At 60.8% G+C, this 16,001-nt stretch carries 15 protein-coding genes; 10 read left to right on the top strand and 5 right to left on the bottom strand.

What is annotated here, in order from left to right:
• Nucleotides 1-24: 24 nt before the first annotated feature.
• Nucleotides 25-708: a response regulator gene (locus SO139_RS05890; protein WP_449378547.1), complete on the bottom strand. Its 684-nt coding sequence runs from the start codon at nt 706-708 to the stop codon at nt 25-27.
• The gene (locus SO139_RS05885) at nt 705-2,234 is read right to left on the bottom strand and encodes a HAMP domain-containing sensor histidine kinase (protein ID WP_449378546.1); all 1,530 of its coding nucleotides are present in this window, start codon (nt 2,232-2,234) and stop codon (nt 705-707) included. The genes SO139_RS05890 and SO139_RS05885 overlap by 4 nt, the downstream gene beginning before the upstream one ends.
• Before the next feature lie 152 nt (nt 2,235-2,386).
• On the opposite strand from SO139_RS05885, the gene SO139_RS05880 reads away from it, so the two are divergent.
• The 6 genes from SO139_RS05880 to SO139_RS05855 all read left to right on the top strand — a co-directional run bounded on the left by SO139_RS05880 (nt 2,387) and on the right by SO139_RS05855 (nt 8,422).
• Nucleotides 2,387-2,743 (top strand): hypothetical protein, encoded by a 357-nt coding sequence (locus tag SO139_RS05880; protein WP_449378545.1) that lies wholly within the window; start codon nt 2,387-2,389, stop codon nt 2,741-2,743.
• A gap of 89 nt (nt 2,744-2,832) precedes the next feature.
• The gene (locus tag SO139_RS05875; RefSeq protein ID WP_449378544.1) at nt 2,833-3,186 is read left to right on the top strand and encodes a hypothetical protein; all 354 of its coding nucleotides are present in this window, start codon (nt 2,833-2,835) and stop codon (nt 3,184-3,186) included.
• Between the two features lie 160 nt (nt 3,187-3,346).
• Nucleotides 3,347-4,594, top strand: coding sequence for a serine hydrolase domain-containing protein (locus SO139_RS05870; RefSeq protein WP_449378543.1), 1,248 nt, complete (start codon nt 3,347-3,349; stop codon nt 4,592-4,594).
• 119 nt (nt 4,595-4,713) lie between these two features.
• Nucleotides 4,714-5,970 (top strand): tetratricopeptide repeat protein, encoded by a 1,257-nt coding sequence (locus SO139_RS05865; RefSeq protein WP_474799556.1) that lies wholly within the window; start codon nt 4,714-4,716, stop codon nt 5,968-5,970.
• A gap of 1,052 nt (nt 5,971-7,022) precedes the next feature.
• Nucleotides 7,023-7,502: a hypothetical protein gene (locus SO139_RS05860; RefSeq protein WP_449378541.1), complete on the top strand. Its 480-nt coding sequence runs from the start codon at nt 7,023-7,025 to the stop codon at nt 7,500-7,502.
• Nucleotides 7,503-7,669: 167 nt separating this feature from the next.
• Nucleotides 7,670-8,422 carry a hotdog family protein gene (locus tag SO139_RS05855; protein ID WP_449378540.1) on the top strand — a complete coding sequence of 251 codons (753 nt, stop codon included), beginning with the start codon at nt 7,670-7,672 and terminating at the stop codon, nt 8,420-8,422.
• Between the two features lie 102 nt (nt 8,423-8,524).
• On the opposite strand, the gene SO139_RS05850 is transcribed toward SO139_RS05855, so the two are convergent.
• Complete coding sequence (locus tag SO139_RS05850) at nt 8,525-9,379, bottom strand: arylamine N-acetyltransferase family protein (RefSeq protein ID WP_449378539.1); 855 nt, start codon at nt 9,377-9,379, stop codon at nt 8,525-8,527.
• Nucleotides 9,380-9,787: 408 nt separating this feature from the next.
• Here SO139_RS05850 and SO139_RS05845 point away from each other — a divergent pair, with 408 nt between their 5' ends.
• Complete coding sequence (locus tag SO139_RS05845) at nt 9,788-10,366, top strand: cysteine dioxygenase family protein (protein ID WP_449378538.1); 579 nt, start codon at nt 9,788-9,790, stop codon at nt 10,364-10,366.
• A 102-nt stretch (nt 10,367-10,468) separates the two neighbouring features.
• Here SO139_RS05845 and SO139_RS05840 read toward each other — a convergent pair whose 3' ends face one another.
• Nucleotides 10,469-10,975 (bottom strand): winged helix-turn-helix transcriptional regulator, encoded by a 507-nt coding sequence (locus SO139_RS05840; RefSeq protein ID WP_449378537.1) that lies wholly within the window; start codon nt 10,973-10,975, stop codon nt 10,469-10,471.
• A 114-nt stretch (nt 10,976-11,089) separates the two neighbouring features.
• Between SO139_RS05840 and SO139_RS05835 the strand changes: the two genes are divergently transcribed.
• From SO139_RS05835 to SO139_RS05825, 3 genes are read left to right on the top strand one after another with little or no spacing between them, the layout of a single operon-like run.
• Entirely contained in the window at nt 11,090-11,698 is a 609-nt protein-coding gene (locus SO139_RS05835) for a VOC family protein (RefSeq protein WP_449378536.1), read from the top strand.
• Between the two features lie 40 nt (nt 11,699-11,738).
• On the top strand, nt 11,739-12,389 hold the full coding sequence (locus SO139_RS05830; protein WP_449378535.1) for a cysteine hydrolase family protein: 651 nt from the start codon (nt 11,739-11,741) through the stop codon (nt 12,387-12,389).
• Nucleotides 12,386-13,759, top strand: coding sequence for an epoxide hydrolase family protein (locus SO139_RS05825; RefSeq protein ID WP_474799561.1), 1,374 nt, complete (start codon nt 12,386-12,388; stop codon nt 13,757-13,759). Before SO139_RS05830 ends, SO139_RS05825 begins: the two co-directional genes overlap by 4 nt.
• Nucleotides 13,760-13,832: 73 nt before the next feature.
• Here the strand turns inward: SO139_RS05825 and SO139_RS05820 are convergent, their stop codons facing one another.
• Nucleotides 13,833-15,980, bottom strand: a complete 2,148-nt coding sequence (locus SO139_RS05820; RefSeq protein ID WP_498539770.1) for an adenylate/guanylate cyclase domain-containing protein — start codon at nt 15,978-15,980, stop codon at nt 13,833-13,835.
• Between the last annotated feature and the right edge of the window lie 21 nt (nt 15,981-16,001).

The following is a 16,001-nucleotide window of genomic DNA, read 5'->3' as shown; positions in this document are numbered from 1 at the left end:
GTCTAAAACAGCGGCCATCCGCGGTTAGGCAGATCGGAAATTGTCCTCGTGCTCGCGTTCCTCGACTTGCGTTATCAATCCGCCTCGCAGGCCAAAAAGCACGAGCTCGACATCGGAAGAGACGCTGAGCTTCGATTTGATGGCGTAGTGGTAATTCGAGACGGTTTTCGGACTGAGATTGAATGCGGCGGCTATTTCCTCGGCCGACCGGCCGGCGAGCAGCATGCGCAGGATCTCGAATTCACGTGGGGACAAGGTATCAATGAGGCTTGCATCGTCCTGCAAGCGGCTTCTCGCCAGGGCTTCGCTGACCTCGGGGCAGATTGTCATACGGCCGGCAGCCGCGTCACGTACTGCGCTGACGAGCAACTCGGGCGGGCTGCTCTTTGTGACAAAGCCCTTTGCACCGGCCCTGAAGGCCTGGAGAGCGAATGTCGCGCTCAAATGCATGGTGAAAACCAGCAGGCGCGCTGCTGGATCCCACTGACGTATCTGGCGAATAGCATCGATACCGCCGCGACCTGGCAGCGACACGTCCATCACCACGACATCGGGCTTGCTGCTCTTGTAGGCTTGATAGGCGCTCGCCGCATCGGCGGCCTCGGCGACGACGGTAATGCCTTCATGCTTCTCGAGAAGCCGACGGTATCCCTCACGCACGACCGCGTGGTCATCGACGAGCAGGACACTGATGCTTCGCGGCGTCATGATGCTGCACCCTCGGTAGTCGCAACAGGAATGATGGCACTGAGGATGAGGCCCTTCTCGGGCCTCGACACGACTTTCATCTGCCCGCCCAGCGCGAGCGTTCTCTCGCGAATCCCGATCAGCCCGAGGCCAAAACCAGTCTCTCTCCTGATCTCAGGCGCTAATCCAGCACCGTCGTCTTCAACCGTAGCCTCGACTATGCCAGCGTCGGACCTTGGCGCACCGACTTGCGCAAGGTCGATGCGCACCACGGCGCGCACGTTGGCCGCCTGCGCATGCTTCGCCGCGTTTGTGAGACCCTCCTGAACGATATAGAAGACGTGAACGGTGATCGCCGGGGGGAGCGCATCGAGGTCGCCGTGCGTCTCGAGAGAGAATCGGGTCTTCCCGCAACCGCGGCGATTATGATCGCCGATTAGCCCTTCAAGGCTCGTGAGCAGGCCGACGTCGTCGATCTCCTGCAGTCTCAACTCCTGCACGGTCCTGCGAAGCCCCTTCATGATGTTGCCAGCAGTTTCCGTCAGGGCCTGAGCTTCGGCAACGAGAGATGGACAGTCAGTCGTGGCCGTGAACTTGATCGAGGCTGCCGTCGCACTCATGGCACTGAGGCTCTGGGCCAGCTCGTCATGAAGCACCCGTGCGAGGTGACGCCTTTCCTGCTCGCGGGCTTCCACCAGACGTCGCGCAAGCTCGGCGCGCTCGGAGGTCGCGACTTCCAGAGTGTTCGCCAGATCGTTGAAGACGCCGCGTATTCTTTGCAGCTCGGCAAGTCGAAATGGCGGGAGACGGCACTTCAGATCACCCGCAGCCAACCTGTTGAGGCCGCTAACGACATCTCTCGTCGGCCGCAGTGCGCGCTCGACGACGAAATACACCAGAATGCCAAGTGCGCCGATCGTCGCTGCGGAGAGGCCGAGCATTCGCGAGATATCGGACCAGGCACGCGCTGTCACGACTGATGGGTCCGAGCTGACGACGACCGTGCCAAGTACGGGACCCTGCTGCGCGACAGGACGGCTGTAAGTCATACGGCTGCCGACCGCCCACTGATAGACGGCCGAAAACCATGCCGGTGCCGCGCCCACCTGAGTCTGAAACCCCAGACAGCTGGAGATGACATCCTTCCCAACTTCCTTGAACTGTACGCACTGACCCGGGCTCATCGCCTGATCCAGAAAGCCATCCATGAAACGAAAGCGCTTTTGCAGATCAAGGCGTGTTCCGAAGAGAGTCCGCCGCTCGCGCTGGGCTAGAATCGGTACTTCCAGATATTTGCCAAGGGCATCGCCGACAGCCTGATTGGTCTTCAACGTCTCTTCTGCTGCTCGGTAGACGGAGATCGCCGCTCCGCCAAGAAAACAGAGTAGCGCCACAGCCGCTACTTGCCTCAATAGCGACCACTTGAGATCGATGACCGGCCGGCGCCGAAGAATCCTCATCTTCCGCATGGCGAGGGGTCCGTACTGCTTTCCGCAGATTACAGCATCCGGCTGCTGCTCGATACCGTTTGGTTCGACGTCGGGCAAATTTCCCAGGATCTCGCATGGAGTCCGCCGTTTCCCTGAATGACGGCGTATCAGATGCTGCGTCCGCGGCCCCATGAAGGGCCGGCGAATTGAACCAAGTCGATTTGGAAATCGTGGTGCGAATATCTCTGCTATCCAGGAGGGATGTCATCATGAAAAATCTATTTGTAATCACGATTGCCGTCGCCGCCATCGGAGGCGCATGGACCAACAAGGCTGGCGCGTGCAACTTGAACCTTCCGACTTTCGAACTCATGGGCTTTCCGATCTCCCCGCACCAGGTCGCGGTGATGGGATCGGCCCATGTCGAGGAGAGCTCAGCGACACCGAAGCTCGTGTTGGCCGGTATGCCCGCTTCGCCTCACCAGATTGCGGTGCTCACTCAGCGATCGAAGACTATGAAAATGGCTCAGGCAACGGTCGCTATTCGAGAACCAGCCACCGTTGGCTTAACGCCGCCCAGCTTGCCAACAGGCGCGACTGGCGCGGAGCTTTGCACCGCCGACTGAGCGCATGCGAGATCGAGCACACCACTTCAGGGCCACTCTATGGCCTCGAAGTCTTCCGTTGAGCCGAGACAGATCGCGGAGGCGAAGACATGCTGGCGATGAGGCGGACGACTGCTCCGATCTGTGTGCTGCTGCTGCTCACGACCGCGGCGCTCGCGCGAGACGACGGCCGCTACGCGAATTCCCCGCTAAAGCCCTGGTTCGAGAGCCTGGAGAGCGAATTCGGGAAGTGTTGCGAGGACTCCGACGCTTACGTGGTCTCCGAACCGGATTGGGAGTCCGATCGCGGGCGATATCGCGTTCGCATCGATGGCGAATGGGTTCTGGTGCCAGACGGCGCTCTCATCACGCAACCCAACCTCGCCGGACGGACGATGGTCTGGAAGCACTACATCGACGGCCACCCCCGTGTCCGCTGTTTCATACCGGGCAGCATGGGCTGATGCGTCCAGCGCCGGACCGACGCGAAAAAGCGGTCCTTTCCGGCTGGTCGCATTTTGACAATCTCGTAAGTCGTGCTCTTGATGGAAGGGCTGCGCTAATGCAGCGCAACACGCGGAGGCGGCGATGAACAGGGCAACGGGGCGGGTTTCGATCATCGCGATGGTTGTGCTCGCGACCTTCGGCATCACAAATGCGCAAGAAGCCACCAAGCGTGCCGCTGCCGGACCGGTCTTGTCGAACACCGGTCATGATGCGGCCGCTTACGGCGCTGACGAGGGATATCCCCTTGGCACATTGTCGACCGGCGCAGAGATGCGGCATCTCGTGGCGACCTATAGTCGTTTCGACGAACTGACGCCGGCGCGCATCGTTGCACGTGCGGCCACATCCTGGTCGTTTCAGCGCGCCAACGAGCCCGAGATTTACTACAGCTTCGACGGCGAGCGCCGCACGATCGCGGATTATCTTGCCCGGCAGCCGACGACCGGACTGCTGATCGCCAGGGACGACACGATCTTGTACGAACATTATCAATATGCGCGATCGGACCACGATCGCTTTCTCTCCCAGTCGATGGCGAAGACCATTACTGCGATGCTGATCGGCATCGCTGTGGCCGATGGTGTCATCAAATCGATCGACGACGTCGCCGCGACCTATGTGCCCGGACTTGCAGGTACTGAGTACGGTAAGACGTCGATCCGTGCGCTGTTGCACATGTCCTCTGGTGTCAACTTCGAAGAGCGGTATGACGGGCAGGACGATATTGCGCGCCTCGGGCGCGATCTGTTCGGTCGGCCCGGCAAGGACCCTGTGGTCAGCATCGCGCAGTTCAATACCCGCGTGGCGCCGCCAGATACGCGATGGCATTACGCCAGTTCCGAGACCGAGATCCTTGGCCTCATCCTGCGCTCTGTGACCGGCGCTCCAGTCGCAGACTACCTTAGAGAGAAGATATGGCAGCGGATCGGCACCGAAGCCGATGCCTCATGGGCGATCGACGGAACCGGCCAGGAGGTGACCTTTTGCTGCTTTAACGCCGTGTTGCGCGACTACGCCCGGTTCGGACGCCTGCTGGCGCATGACGGCGTGTGGAATGGGCGTGAGGTCATTCCACACCAATGGCTGATTGATGCGACGACGGTGAGTTCAACCGACGTCCATCTCGCACCTGGTGTGGCCACAAAGTACTACGGCTATGGCTATCAGGTCTGGCTACTGCCCGGCGCCGAACGCCGGTTCGTGTTGCTCGGCATCCGCGGCCAGATGATCTTTGTGGATCCTGGGACCAAGCTGGTGATGGTACATACAGCCGTGCGTCCCGAAGCGGCCGACAGGACTTCGTCAGCAGAGACCATAGCACTATGGCTGGCCGTGGTGGATCAGCTTGGTCGCACCACGCGATAAGCGTCCATCTCGTGGGCCCATAGCGGACATCGGTTGCCGATGGCGGATAGCCCGCCGTTGGGGTTAAAGTCCTCACGTCGGGACGTGTCGCGCCGGCGCGCCTGACGGAGGAGAACAGCATGGCAGCGCGTGGATCAGGTGGACTGCTCCTTTGCGCGGCGCTCCTGCCTGCGATGCCCGTGCAGGCCGCGACGCCGGTCGATCGGGACGGGTGCGCCGCCAGCGCCGACAAGCCCGAGATCGGGGAAACGGCATGCAGCCGCATCATCGACGATGCAAGCGAGTCGATGGCGGCACGCCTCGAGGCCTTCAGGAACCGGGGACGCGGTGCGTTCAACAGGAAGGATTACGACCGCGCGGTTGCCGACTACGGCGAGGCCATCAAGCTCAGCCCGAGGGATGCCTGGGCCTTTGCGCACCGGTGTGAGGCTTACGAGAGCAAAGAGGACCACGACGCGGCCATCGCGGATTGCACCGAGGCGATCAGGATCGATCCGAAGTATGGCTGGGCCTACAACAACCGTGGCGTCGCCTATTACGGTCTGCATGAATATGACGCAGCTCTGGCCGACCACGCCGAGGCGATCAGCGGCGATCCCAAAGACGCGTGGGCCTATGCCCGTCACGGCATGGCCTGGATGGAAAAGGGTGAATTCGACCAGGCAGTCGCCGATCTCACCAAAGCGGTGACCATCGATCCGAAATACGCCTTTGGTTTTGGCCAACGGGGTCAAGCGCTCTTCAGAAAAAGGTTGATCACGAAAAAAGGCGGATGGGAGCCCGCGATCGCGGACTACAGCGAGGCCATCAGGCTCGATCCAAATCTGGTTTGGCTCTACAGCTCGCGTGGCGTCGCCTACAGCAACAATTTCCAGTACGATTTGGCCGTTCCGGATTGCAGCGAGGCCATCAATCGCGAACCCGGCAATTCCGGGGGATACAATTGTCTCGGCGTCGCTTACGAAGGCGCGAAACAATATGGCCGTGCGATCGCCGCCTACAATCAGTCGATCAGCATCAATCCAAGGAATGGTGTGGCTTATTGGAACCGCGGCAATGCTAAAGTGGGACTGCGCAAGATCGATGACGCGATCGCCGACTATGACCAGGCGATCGCGATCAATCCCAAGGACTTCAACGCTTTCAACTCCCGAGGCAAAGCCTACGTTTTAAAGAGCGACCGCAACCACGCGATTGCCGATTATACGCAGGCGATCCAGCTCAATCCGTCCTATGTCGAGGCCTACAACAACCGCGGCCTCACCTATGAAGCACAGCAGCGCCGCACTGATGCGATCGCAGATTTTCGCAAGGCGCAGTCGATCGACCCGGTCGACCAGGTCAGCAAACAACAGCTCCGCATGCTCGGTTTCTGACCGCGTGCGGCGAAGCCGCCTGCAGGGAGAATGTCTGCAAGTGGGCCGTCCCAGAACTCCGGCTTAGTCCAAACGTCCGCTCGGCGCAAAGAGCGGCCCCCCGTGAGGTCGCGATTTGACCCTGAGCGCGCATTGCGCATGGCTCGAAATCCCTCGAGCCATGCTATCCTATGCCTTCGGGCGCAGCCGGCGAGCGGCGTGGACTATCGGGTGCCCAATTGCTTGATTTCGGCGACTTGCTTTTCGCCGGCCAACTTGCCCCCGACCAGCAGGCTGGTGCAAATCCACCGAGATTCTCTGGGTTGCGCGCCAAGGAAAGCCTTGGTCTCTACGCACTGTGCGTAAGTCTTGTAGCTGAGCGTGTCTGTGCACGTTGGTGAGAACATGCTGCCATCAACTCCTCCCTGGCCAGCAAGGCTACATCCAACCCAGGGGGCGTTGCCGACCCTGAAACTTGTCTCGCAACCACCGTTGCAGCTGCGGGCTTCTCTCTCCAGCTTGGCAAGCCTCCCCAATGTTGTATTCGGCGCGAACACTGGCGTTTGAGCGGTTGAGGTGCCGGTTGTCCTGCGGGATGTCCCCGTGTTTGACGACCCCCGTTGCGGATGATGGGGCCTTGCCGCCTGGTCCGGCGCATTGACCGTGACACCGGGGAGCGTGCTGGTGGCCGAGCCTTGCGACGATGCCGGGCCACACAGGAAAACAGTTGCGAATATAGCGAGGATCGAAGGAGCGACAGCACTTGAAGACAATTTCATGATGATGCCTTTCCAGGACGGACAGGCCGTCCATTGGTCAAAATAACCACGCGCAATTCGTAGCGTGAATTCTGCAACCTGCCTAGCGGGCAGCTCGCCGAAAAGTTGTGCACGTCGGCGTTGCGGGCCACGGATACGCCCGAGCACACAGCTGGTGCGGCGCAACAATCACGTTGGAAGAGTACGGGCACCAGTGCTGTCTTCCGCGCATGGGCCCGAGGCCGACTTCGTCCTAAAGCCCAAATGTCCACTTTGCGTCAAAGGGCCATACACTCCGGGATCGCATTTGGCCCCATGGCAGACGTTGCCGCGTGTGCGCTATACGACCATCCAGTTAAACGGGGCTCGCATTCGAAAATGTTGAACGTTGCGCTGGCGGCGGTGCTTGTTGTTGCATTCGGTGGGATTTTGTTCGGTGTGAGGTACATGCGGCGCGAGGCATATTTGCCGTATCACGCCGTCGTGGCTGGAAAGCCCTTCGCTGAACTCGATCCCGGAGTTCAGGCAATCATTCTCGGTATGCTAAAAATCATTGGGGGCGGCTTCGCTACCCTTGGTGTTACCTTGCTGTGGTTGTGTTTTGCGCTCCATGAGGGCGAGCGCTGGGCACCGTGGGCAATCCTGACCATCTCGGCTGCCGCGCTCGTCCCGATGCTGTATGTCGCCACCACCCTGCGGACGTTTCGACCCGGGGCGCCTACACCTGTGCGGCCGACACTGGTCATGATGATCTTGATTGCGATCGGTGTCGCGCTGTCTCTGCTGGCACGCTAGCGCCGAAGGCGATTCTCGACAGCAGGCCGTCATAGTCGAACTGACGCCGATCATGGAATGTGCAACCGAGGAGATTTGAACCTCCGGCCGGCCTTCATGGACCTACGTCTGGGATAATAGCCTGTGCCCAATAGGGGAGAGGCGTGGTCCGGGAAAGTCGGCATGGCATGCAGACGATGATGATCCCGCGTCGCTTTCGTGGTCCGCCGAATTCCGGCAACGGCGGCTATGTCTGTGGGATGCTGGCGCGCCAAATCACCGGTGCCGCGGAAGTGACCTTGCGCGCTCCGCCACCCCTGGAGACGGTGCTTGATTGTGTTGAGGTCGAGACGGGGGCGTGGGAGCTTCGCCAGGGCACGGCGACAATAGCGATCGGCCGAGCCGTAACGCTGGAGGTCAGCCGCCTCGAGAGGGCGACCTACGCCGAGGCGGTTGAGGCCGAGAGACGAACCCCAGTCAAGCCGCACGAGCATCTGCTGCCGATGTGCTTCGTTTGCGGGCCTGACCGCGCGCCGGGCGATGGGCTGCGGCTTTTCGCCGGACCACTGGTCCGACAAAACGGCAGCAAGGCTTTTGCTGTACCCTGGACGCCCGACGCCTCTCTCGCCGCCGCCGATGGCCTGGTTGCGCCTGAGTTCGTGTGGTCTGCGCTGGATTGTCCGACTGGCTATGTATCGCAGTGCGACCCCGAGACCGGAAACTTTAGTACTTTGCCGATCTTGCTCGGGCGCCTTTCCGTGCGCATCGACGGGCGACCACGTCCGGGCGAGCGATGCGTGGTGACGTCCTGGAAAATCGCCAGCGAAGGCCGTCGTCTCATCGCGGAAGCTGCGTTGTTCGGTGATGAGGAGAACCTGCTGGCAGTCGGCCGTGCCATCTGGATTGTCGTTGATCGGCAGGTACAGCTCGGAACGACGTAGAGAGCCGCGGCTGCCGGAGGCCAGATTACGGAAGGCGGAGGATTACATGCGCGGTGCTCGGAGACAGGTCGCGGCGTGACCCGTTGCCGACGTGGAAGTGACCTAGGCGAAAAACGGGTGCGGGGCGTCTCCAGTGCCCTTGGCCTTCATGACGGCCACGCAGTCTTCGATCTCCTGATCGGACATGTCGAGCCCGAATTCTCCGCGCAGCACCTCTTTGAATTCGCTCTCGCTTGCGAGCCAGCGTTTCTCAGCGTGCCCATCCGCATCGCGTATCGTGACGCGTGTGTTGTACATCGTGATCCGGCTTCTGTTTGATCCCGGCTTTGCCACGATGATGTTGCCTTGGTAAGGCGTCTCCGGGTGCGTCGCCGTATACCAATTCGCGATCTCGTATTCGCCATCGTAGCGCGGGTAGGGGATCACGCGATAGATGTGCTGCCAGCCATCTTTGAGCCGTGCCTGGAGTGTCAGTTCGCCGTCAACATCGACAAACCGCATCAATTCGTGGGGTGTCTCTTGTTCGATCTGCGGTGCAAGCAGCAGCGCCGAGGTCGGCGCGAGATTTCCGAAGCCAACATCGGCAAGATAAGCTCCTTCGGGTAACTCTACTTTCAACAGCATATGAATTGCCGGGCGCGGCGCATCGATCGCCAGTCCACGTACGACGCGCCCCTGCAGACTCGTAATCCTGAATCCGAGCGACCGCAGTCCGGCCCGGAACAGCATGTTCTGTTCGAAGCAGTATCCGCCGCGCTTCTTGGCGATCATCTTTTGTTGGAGCGCAGGCACATCGAGCTTGGGCGGTCGTCCAAGCATGATATCCAATGTTTCGTAGGCGATTGAATGCGCGTGTGCGAAAATCAATCGATTGAGCGTTTCGAGCGTTGGTGTGACCGGCCCGGAATACCCAATACGCTGAAGCCAAGCGCTCTGATCGAATATGGTATCGGACATCTCGCCAAGCCCTCGCGAAGCTCAGTGTCGCAACAACGGCCAGACCGGGATATTCTACGAGCGCCGGATTTTGGGGGCAATCGGCAACGATACCTTGGTTCGAGCGATCGGTAGGCTGAAATTGTGACCATGCATTCACGCAATGCAAAACGCCGAATGCGCAATCGAAGCGCATGGCCGAACAGTTGCTGGTGATGTAAATTCCATCTCGCCGCGGTTGCGGAGTTGCGAATGCCGATCAAGCCGCCTTCTCCTGTTGCCTGCTACGAGGACCCGAAACGCGGTGACGACGTATCGAACGGGCGGGAGCCAATTACGGTCCACGAAGCATGAGCGAAGACGGCGCGCGCATACGCCGCGCGTTGGGCGATCCGGTTGACAGCCATTGGTCTCTAAAAGGAGATTGATATGTTCGAACCCGAGCAATTTATCGCCGACTGCCGCGCAGCTTTTGCGGCAGACCCCACCCACAAAGCAGTTCGCGAGGTTCTTGCGCGCGCGGTGTCTGAACCAGCGGCAGTCCTCAGGGGGCTTGGTGAGCCGAGGCGTCCCGAAAGCCGCAAGCTCTTCCATTCGGACACGCTAACGATCCTGAACGTGGTCTGGGCGCCAGGCATGATGGTGATGCCCCACGATCACCGCATGTGGGCCGTGATCGGGGTCTACTCGGGTCGAGAGGACAATATCTTCTGGCGGCGAATTCCAAGCACGCCCCATAAAGTCGAGGCCGCCGGCGCGAAGGCCCTATCGGAAAGAGACGCCGTGGCATTCGGCCCCGACATCATCCATTCGGTCATCAACCCGATCGATCGGCTGACCGGGGCAATCCACATCTACGGCGGCGATTTCTTCGCCGCCGAGCGCAGCGAATGGGACTCACTGACCCTCGACGAGCACCGCTTGGACCACGAGCAGAGGCGCCGCCTGTTCGAGGAGGCGAATGCACGTTACGAGGCGAGCCAACGTCAGCGCGAGCAGTCAAACTGACTCGACGGGTAACCACTCATGGCGAACCTTACGTGATGCTTCTTGTGAGTCCGAAGAGCGCGGGGCGGAATGACCGAACACCATCGCTCGGGTGCTGAATATCTAGCGGTTCGCCTTGAAAGCTTCCCACCGCGCCTCGCGCTCTCGTTGGTATTTGAGAGCCCGTTCGGCGACCAGATCCGCGCGATGAAGCGGCTTGCCGCAGGATTCGCAGGCCGGACCAAGGCCGGCCGGCTTGCCGCAGGTGAGATGCGTATAGCTCACTGCGCGGCCTTCCTTCGGCGACTTGCACCAGGTCTCTCCCCAGGCGCGTAACGCCAGGATCACGGGATAGAAGGCATCGCCTTTCTTCGTGAGTTGATATTCGTAACGCAGCGGCCGCTTGTTGTAGGCACGCCGCTTCACCATGCCGTCAGCTTCCAGCTTCTTCAGTCGCGCCGCGATCATTTGCGGTGTCGCGCCCGTCTGCGCCTGGATCTCCTCGAAGCGGTGCATCCGCATGAACAGCTCGCGTAGGATCAATACCGTCCAGCGATCGCCTACGACTGTCTCGGCGCGCGCCACGGGGCAGAGTGTTTGGTCAGCAGTATTGTCATTTACGGTCTTCATCACGTTTTCTTCATCGCGCTTGTGCCTATGACTTTCATAGCAAATATGGGGCGAGGTCGGTTCAAGTGCAACGGGCGGCCTTAGGCGCCCGGTTCGTCAACAGAGGAGCGAACCATGACTACCGAAAGGGAAGACCGGAAACCGGGCAAGGTCGACATGAAGCTGGAAGTCACGGTCATTCCCGTTTCCGACGTCGACCGCGCCAAGCGCTTTTATGAAAATCTGGGCTGGCGGCTCGATGCCGATTTCGTCAGGGCCGACGGATCCAGGGCTGTGCAATTCACCCCTCCGGGCTCGCCAGCCTCGATCCATCTCGGCTCCGGACCGGCGCTACCCCGCTTTCTCATCGTGAACGACATCGTGGCGGCCCGCGCCGAGCTCATCGCGCGCGGTATCGATGTGAGCGACGTGTTTCACCGCGGACCGCAAGGTCCTATCCCGGGTCCCGATCCGGAACGTCCCAGTTACGGCTCGTTGGCCACGTTCGACGATCCGGACGGGAATGTCTGGCTGCTTCAACAGGTCACGCAGCGTTTGCCGGGTCGCCTCAGCGGGGATCAGGCGACCTTCGCCTCGCCAGCCGATCTCGCCGCAGCCCTCCGTCGCGCGGCCCTCGCTCATGGCGAACACGAGAAGCGGGCAGGCGCACCCGATGCGAGCTGGCCGGACTGGTACGCCGAGTACATCGTCCGGGAGCAGACCGGCCAAAAGCTGCCCGACTGAACCCGATGCAACCGGCCGCACGCGGCCCGAGGAGGCGACAGTGACCGAGACCTTCTATTCACGCGGGAGAACCGCTCTGCTTTTCGTCGATCCCTACAATGATTTCTTGTCCGAGGGCGGAAAAGTCTATCCGCATATCAAGCCGATCGCCGATGAGGTCGGGCTGCTGGACAACCTGCGTCGGCTGGATGGCGCCGTCCGTACCGCGGGCGTTCAGGTCGTCATCGTTCCGCACCGACGGTGGGAGCCGGGCGACTATGAGCACTGGGACCATCCCAACCCCACGCAGCGGAAGGTCATGCATGTACACCACTTCGCGCGTGGCGAATGGGGCGGCGAGTGGCATCCTGACTTCGCGCCGAAACCAGGCGATATCGTCGCCAGCGAACATTGGGGTCAAAGCGGCTTCGCCAACACCAACCTGGATTTCCAGCTGAAGCAGAAGGGGATCACCCATGTGATCGTGGTCGGGTTGCTCGCCAACACCTGCATCGAGTCCACCGCCCGCTACGCCATGGAGCTCGGTTATCACGTCACGCTGGTGCGCGACGCCACGGCCGCTTTCACCCACGAAATGATGCATGCCGCTCACGAGCTGAACGGCCCAACCTACGCCCACTCGATCCTGACAACCAGCGACGTGATCGCGGCCTTGCCGGCCGTGTCCCATACTGAGGAGATCGTGAAATGACCACGCAATCTCGCAAGCCAATTGCAATCGCCGCAGTGCAGCCAAACCATGAGACTATCGATCATGAGAGGCGCAAGCTGCTCGTCGGAGCTGCCGCTGGACTTGCCGCTGCAGGCGTCGCCAACCTGTTTGCGATACGTTCGGCGCCGGCCGCAACGAATGACGAGATCCGTCCTTTCCACGTCGAAATTCCCGAAGCCGATCTCGTTGACCTACGCCGTCGCCTCGCGGCGACCCGGTGGCCTGAGAAAGAGACGGTCGACGACGACTCCCAGGGCGTGCCGCTCGCCATGCTGCAGGACCTCGTCCGCTACTGGCAAACCGATTACGACTGGCGAAAGGTCGAGGCGCGGCTCAATGCCCTGCCGCAGTTCATCACCGAGATCGATGGACTCGACATCCACTTCATTCACGTTCGTTCGAAACACGAAAACGCGTTGCCGATGATCGTGACGCATGGCTGGCCTGGTTCCGTCATCGAGCAGATGAAGATCATCGATCCGCTGACCGATCCGACCGCACACGGCGGTAGCGCTGAAGACGCCTTCCATCTGGTGATCCCTTCGATGCCGGGCTATGGGTTCTCCGGCAAGCCAACCGCGACCGGCTGGGATCCGCAGCGCATCGCGCGCGCGTGGGTCGTGCTGATGAAGCGGCTCGGCTACAAGAAGTTCGTCGCGCAGGGTGGCGACTGGGGCTCGCCCGTCTCCAACGAAATGGCAAAGCTGGGCGCGCCGGAGCTGCTCGCCATCCACGTCAACTTGCCCGGCGTGGTTCCGCCCGAGATATTCAAGGCGGTGGCATCGGGCAATCCTGCTCCGGACAATCTTGCTCCGGATGAGCAGCACGCCTTCGACCAGCTCAAGATTCAATTCGCGAAGCGGCGCGCCTATGCGCAGATCATGGGGACGCGTCCGCAAACGCTGGCAGCCCTGACGGATTCGCCGGCTGGCCTTGCGGCCTGGCTGCTCGACCACGGCGACGGCTTTGCGCAGCCGGCCTCGGCGATGCAATCGGCGGTGCTTGGGCGCGCCGTCAACGGACATTCCGCGGGCGCGCTGACCCGCGACGACGTGCTCGACAACATCACGCTGTACTGGGTGACCAACAGCGCGATTTCCTCGGCGCGGCTCTACTGGGAAAACAAGACAAATCTCTATTTGCCTGCCAACGTCTCGATCCCGGCCGCCGTGACGGCATTTCCCGGCGAGAGCTTCGTTGCGCCCCGGAGCTGGGCCGAGAAGGCCTATCACAAGCTGATTTACTTCCATCAGGCCGAGGCCGGCGGTCACTTCGCCGCGTGGGAGCAACCTGGGATCTTCAGCAGGGAGGTCCGCAACGCGTTCCGGCCTCTTCGCAAGGCAACCTGAAGACTTCGGAGCGCATGGTGCGCGCCGCCGAGACCATGAGCGCACACGACAGATCGTTCGGTCTGGCGGGACGTCACTTCCTGGTAAACCGTATGATTCCATCCCAATTGTCCGGCGGAGGCTCAAGCAAGAAACCAACCACACGATCGAGGTAGATTCCAGCCAGCACGTCATCCGGACGCTCTCGGGCAAACGTATCCAGGGCCTCGAACGCGCGCATCCAGTCCCGGCTGGAGTATGCCTCGTAAGCATTGTGCCAATCGCCAGCGAGCCGCAGCATCGCTGGCGTGGTACGACAGTCCTCCGGACCTTCCAGGGCACCAAGTAGTTCGAACACATCAAACGAGTTTTCGGCTCCCTTCGGCTGAATCCTGTCGACGCGACGAAAGAGAAACTCGTCCGAGCAGGTTTCCGCGATTTGACCGCTCGCCAGAATTTCGGTCCCGTAATATTTGTTCAGTCCCTCGATTCGAGAGGCGACGTTCACTGTGTCGCCGATTGCAGTGTAGTCGATCCGGTCGGTCGAACCTACGTTGCCCAGAATCGCGTCACCCCCGTGAAGTCCGAAACGGGTGTGCCAGGGCACAAGGCCGAGTTCTTTCCAGCGCTCGCACAGGCGATGAGCGGCTGCTCGGCACCTGAGCGACGCGCGACAGGCCACATGCTGATGGCGAGCGACCGGCTGCGGTGCGTTCCAGAACGAGAAAATTGCGTCGCCTATGAACTTATCGACGGTGCCTTGCTCGCTGATGATCACGGAGGCGAGCTCTTCAAAATACGTCGATAGATTCATCATCAGATCCTTGGCGGGAGTGACGCCGGCCATCGACGTGAAATCCTGAACATCAGTGAACATGATGCTGATGTTGCGAGTCTCTCCGCCGACCGCGACCACGCTCTCGCTTTGCAGGATGTCCCTCACGAGTGCCTTCGGCACGAACTTCGACACCTCGCGGATCGTGCTCTTCATCCCGGACATCGACCTGATCAGGACGTTGATTTCGCGGACGCGCGAGTCGAACCCGATCGGATCGTCCAGCCTGAACGATCGGATCAGGTCGGCCTCGCCCGCCAGTCTCATGACGGGCCTTGAAATCGAATGCGCCAGATAGGCAATCGCCGGCAGAGATAGGACGAAAATGAGAAGCGCGGCAGGAATGCTTCGCGCAGCCGCACCTGCCAATGTTCCCAGGAAATCCGAAAGCGGAGCCGAATAGAGCACGAAGAACACACCTCCGTCGCGTGCAACCTGGCGAACGACGGTTGCGAGGTAGTCCGCACCGGCAGCACGGAAGCGAACCAGGGAATAGGGACCGTCCTGATCGAATATCCGCATAGCCTCCCGGACGACCGGATCGGAAAGATCTCCGACTCTGGCAACGTTGATCGCTTCGGCTTTCCCCGTGCCGGACGACCTGAACATCTGGCTGGGATCGGAATGAGCCAGGACCCGCTTCTCCTCGTCGAATGCCACGAAGCGATGTTGTTCATTGAGCGTGGCGGACCGGACGTAGGCCATCAATCGGTCAAGCGTGATGTCAACGCCGACCGCGCCGCCCTCAAAGGCCTTCGCGAGCGTCATTCCAGCTTGTGACGTGGTGGCGAAGATGTACGGCACATTCCGGATAATCTTCTGGGGATGCGCCCTGGCGTCGCGATACCAATCGCGACGGCGGGGATCGTAGTCGGCGTCGTTGCTCCGCGTGCCCAACTGATGCCGGCCGGCATCGAGAAATCGCCAAGTCTCCGTGCGCGTGCCCGCGACATTGTGACGGATTTCCTGTATCGCGAAGCGCGTCGCCGGCGGCCCGCCGATCCCGGCAACGAAAGCAACCTCCGTCTCCGAAATCGACAGGATCTGGAAGTAGTCTCCATCTTCGTAGCCGACGTAAGCTGCCGATATCTGCGGGTTCAGCGTCAAACTGGTCAGGATAAGGGCCTGAATCGAGGTCTTCAGCCCGTCAAACTCCTTGACGGATGGATCCTCGCTGAGCTGTGCCGCTATCAAAAAGGCAGGGGCAAAAAATCCCAACCGCCGCTCGTTGATCCGGTCGATCGTTGCCTTGAAGGTGTCCGTGGCTGCCTTGATGGCCGTTCTGCGCGTTTCGACGTAGTTGGTGATTGTCAGTGCAGTTCCGAGGAGCAGCGCTGCCAGCACAAACAACGTGAGCACCGTCACGAAGATCGGGATATGGGGGCTACGAGCTGATGCAGAGCGCATGGTTTTGAGCTCCACTCAGAA

The organism is Bradyrhizobium sp. UFLA05-89, assembly GCF_059803475.1.
This window is presented reverse-complemented; position numbering and strand designations above follow the sequence as displayed.

What these genes read in the sequence shown, in the direction of transcription:
- SO139_RS05820 (WP_498539770.1), bottom strand. Translation starts at nt 15,980, where the DNA reads ATGCGCTCTGCATCAGCTCGTAGCCCCCATATCCCGATCTTCGTGACG.
- SO139_RS05845 (WP_449378538.1), top strand. Translation starts at nt 9,788, where the DNA reads ATGTTCGAACCCGAGCAATTTATCGCCGACTGCCGCGCAGCTTTTGCG.
- SO139_RS05870 (WP_449378543.1), top strand. Translation starts at nt 3,347, where the DNA reads ATGGTTGTGCTCGCGACCTTCGGCATCACAAATGCGCAAGAAGCCACC.
- SO139_RS05865 (WP_474799556.1), top strand. Translation starts at nt 4,714, where the DNA reads ATGGCAGCGCGTGGATCAGGTGGACTGCTCCTTTGCGCGGCGCTCCTG.
- SO139_RS05860 (WP_449378541.1), top strand. Translation starts at nt 7,023, where the DNA reads ATGGCAGACGTTGCCGCGTGTGCGCTATACGACCATCCAGTTAAACGG.
- SO139_RS05840 (WP_449378537.1), bottom strand. Translation starts at nt 10,975, where the DNA reads ATGAAGACCGTAAATGACAATACTGCTGACCAAACACTCTGCCCCGTG.
- SO139_RS05825 (WP_474799561.1), top strand. Translation starts at nt 12,386, where the DNA reads ATGACCACGCAATCTCGCAAGCCAATTGCAATCGCCGCAGTGCAGCCA.
- SO139_RS05835 (WP_449378536.1), top strand. Translation starts at nt 11,090, where the DNA reads ATGACTACCGAAAGGGAAGACCGGAAACCGGGCAAGGTCGACATGAAG.
- SO139_RS05880 (WP_449378545.1), top strand. Translation starts at nt 2,387, where the DNA reads ATGAAAAATCTATTTGTAATCACGATTGCCGTCGCCGCCATCGGAGGC.
- SO139_RS05875 (WP_449378544.1), top strand. Translation starts at nt 2,833, where the DNA reads ATGCTGGCGATGAGGCGGACGACTGCTCCGATCTGTGTGCTGCTGCTG.
- SO139_RS05890 (WP_449378547.1), bottom strand. Translation starts at nt 708, where the DNA reads ATGACGCCGCGAAGCATCAGTGTCCTGCTCGTCGATGACCACGCGGTC.
- SO139_RS05855 (WP_449378540.1), top strand. Translation starts at nt 7,670, where the DNA reads ATGCAGACGATGATGATCCCGCGTCGCTTTCGTGGTCCGCCGAATTCC.
- SO139_RS05850 (WP_449378539.1), bottom strand. Translation starts at nt 9,379, where the DNA reads ATGTCCGATACCATATTCGATCAGAGCGCTTGGCTTCAGCGTATTGGG.